The following is a 2,980-nucleotide window of genomic DNA, read 5'->3' as shown; positions in this document are numbered from 1 at the left end:
GGCACGGTGGACGACAAGGACAACCTCGTCGCGGCCCTGATGGTGATGCTCGAGCTGAAGCGGCTCGGCGTCCGGCTCGATCGCGACGTCATTTTTCTCGCGGAGGCAGGCGAGGAAGGCTCGACCCGCGTCGGGATCCAGTTCATGGTGAACGAGCACTTCGACGCGATCGACGCCGAGTTCTGCTACGCCGAGGGCGGTCGCGTGATGCGGGTCGGGGGCGAGGTGCGTTATGCCGCGGTGCAGACGCTCGAGAAGATTCCGTATGCCGTCGAGCTGACCGCACGGGGTGTCGCCGGCCATGGGTCTGTTCCCCTCAAGACCAACTCCGTCGCACACCTCGCCAAGGCCGTGGCCGCCATCGCCGACTGGCGATCTCCCGTGCGGCTCAACGAGACGACGAGCATGTACTTCGAGCGGCTGGCATCCATTTCCCCTCCGGAAGAGGCCGCGCGCTACCGTGCCGTCCTCGATCCCGAAACGGCCCGGGAGGCCGACGAGTATTTCCTCGAGCACGAGCCGCACCATGCCTCCATGCTCCGCACCTCGACCTCGCCCAACATCATCGACGCCGGTTACCGCATCAACGTCATTCCGTCGGAGGCGAGAGCCACCGTGGACACGCGGGCGCTGCCCGACGAGGATATCCAGGCATTTCTCGAGGAGATTCGCAAGGTGGTCGACGATCCGGCGGTCGAGGTGAGTCTGGGACAGCGCGACACGAGGCCGAAGGGGCAGGAGCCGCGTCTCGACTCGGACGCATTCGTGGCGATCGAGGCCGCCGTCACGAAACATTACGACGCCATCACGCTTCCCTCGATGAGCACCGGGGCGACCGACATGGCCTATCTACGGGCGAAAGGTATGCAGTGCTACGGCGTGGGCCCGGCGATCGACGTCGAGGACGGGCCCAAGGGCTTTGGCGCGCACAGCGACCAGGAGCGAATCCTCGAAAGCGAGCTCTACCGCTTCGTCCGCTTCCACTGGGACATCGTCATGGATCTTGCCGCGGCAAAATAGCTTCGCTCGCAAAACAGGTAGGCATCGTAGTAGAGAGAGCCATCTCATCTTGGTCGAACGTAGGAAAAGCCGGTTTATTCGCGCGGCCAGCGAAGCTCGAAGTCGTAGTCGTCGGCGCCACCCTTCGGATCCTCGATGCGGACGACGGCGGTGAAGCCGTTCGCCGGGCTCGGTGTCTGCACGAGCTCCACACTTCCTCGACCATCGAGCTTGTCGACCGACACGGGCGTGTCGGATGCCGGAAGGGGAGCGGTGAAGCTCGCGCTCTTCTCGTGAGTGCCCGCCCCACCCTGGTCCTTCACCTGGTGATGGCTTCCACGCACTTCGATGTCGCAAGCGATGTCGACGCGCCCCCGCCAGCGGAATACCGAAGAGTAGGCGTCTCTATCTTTCGTCTCCTCGCGCGACCAGGTGAGCTCGAACTCGTAGTCGCCGTCACCCGACTTGTCCTGGTCGTCGACACGCACTACGGCGGTGAACTGATTCCGTTGGCTTGGCTGTTCCATGAGCCGTATGGTCCCCCGACCCTCGATGATTTCGAGGTCGAGCTCGACCTCGGCGAAGGGGAGGGGTGCAGTGAACCGGTGTTCCTGATTCTGAATAGGCTTCGCGGAAACGTGCTCGATGCGGACCTGGTTTCCTTGGATGAAGATGTCATCGACGCCGTCGACTCTTCCTCGCCAACGGAAATGCTCCATGTCGTCCGCCGCCGCGAGCGCGACGGTGCCGAGCAGGACAGACGTGATCAACGTGAGCTTCATGCTCCCATTCCTTTCAGTCGTACGGATGTTCGATATTCTCATTGTACTCCTCGACCCGCGTACAATGCGCTCCATGCTGGGATTGATCCTTGTTGCTGTCGTGCAGTACCAGGCTCACACCATCGACGCTCGTCCAGGGTTCGTCCAGTGGGGTTACCATGATGCCTCGGTCCCGCCCGCGCTGACGATCCGGTCGGGTGATTTTCTCGAGGTCACCACGCTCGTCACCGGAGCCAGGAACCTCCGGATGTTCGGTGTCCCGGAGGAGCACATTCGTCCCGAGATGGAGGAAATCGATCGCGCGGTAGAACAGGAGGGTCCGCACTTGCTCGTTGGCCCCGTGGCGGTCGAGGGCGCCGAGCCCGGGGATGCTCTCGAGATCCGGATCGTCGAGATCGAGGTGGCGGAGGATTTCGCCATCAACCTCTTCCGGCCCGGCGGGGGAACGCTCCCCGAGCGATTCCCACATCTGGGAGCACGCGTCATCCCGCTCGATCGCGAGCGCGATGTGGCGATCTTCTCCGAGGGGATCGAGATTCCGCTTCGGCCCTTCTTCGGGAGTATCGGCGTCGCGCCGCCGCATGCCTCGGGTCGCATCAGCAGTGGACCGCCGGGCTTTCACGCCGGAAACATCGACAACAAGGAGCTGGTGGCGGGATCGACTCTGTGGGTACCCGTCCACGTTCGGGGCGCGCTTCTCACCATCGGCGACGGTCACGCAGCGCAGGGCAACGGGGAGGTGGATGGAACGGCGCTCGAGACGTCGTTGCGCGGTACGTTCCAGGTGACGGTGAGAAAAGGCGCGCGCCTGAAATGGCCTCGGGCCGAAACCCCTGAGCACGTCATTACCATGGGGCTTCACCCCGACCTGGACGAGGCGGCAAAGCTCGCCGTGTCGGAGATGGTCGATTACCTGGTCGCGGAGCGCGGGCTCGACGAGGACGAGGCCTATATGCTGTGCAGCCTTGCCGTCGATCTGCACGTCACGCAAATCGTCGATGGTACGAAAGGGATTCATGCGCTGCTTCCCAAGGGAATCTTCGTCGAGGAGGGTATTGGAGTCGATTCGGCGAGACCGGTCCATCAAGGAGCGCACCAATAGACAGAAACAGCGGCATCGATAAGAGGGCGACCGAGCATGGTTTGGCGTGGGTAATCCTCGCCATCGCCCTGGCCATTCACGTTGCCGACGAGGCGCT

3 protein-coding genes are annotated in these 2,980 nt (G+C 63.3%); 2 read left to right on the top strand and 1 reads right to left on the bottom strand.

Annotated features, from left to right (window positions below; genetic code table 11):
- The coding region (locus VEK15_00055) for a M20/M25/M40 family metallo-hydrolase (protein ID HXV59054.1) at positions 1–1,020 on the top strand (1,020 nt) is incomplete at its 5' end.
- A 74-nt stretch (positions 1,021–1,094) separates the two neighbouring features.
- Here the strand turns inward: VEK15_00055 and VEK15_00050 are convergent.
- Positions 1,095–1,781 (bottom strand): hypothetical protein, encoded by a 687-nt coding sequence (locus VEK15_00050; GenBank protein ID HXV59053.1) that lies wholly within the window; start codon positions 1,779–1,781, stop codon positions 1,095–1,097.
- A gap of 73 nt (positions 1,782–1,854) precedes the next feature.
- Here VEK15_00050 and VEK15_00045 point away from each other — a divergent pair, with 73 nt between their 5' ends.
- On the top strand, positions 1,855–2,883 hold the full coding sequence (locus VEK15_00045; GenBank protein HXV59052.1) for an acetamidase/formamidase family protein: 1,029 nt from the start codon (positions 1,855–1,857) through the stop codon (positions 2,881–2,883).
- Positions 2,884–2,980: the final 97 nt, after the last annotated feature.

Source organism: Vicinamibacteria bacterium (assembly GCA_035620555.1).
Taxonomy (GTDB): Bacteria; Acidobacteriota; Vicinamibacteria; order Marinacidobacterales; family SMYC01; genus DASPGQ01.
This window is presented reverse-complemented; position numbering and strand designations above follow the sequence as displayed.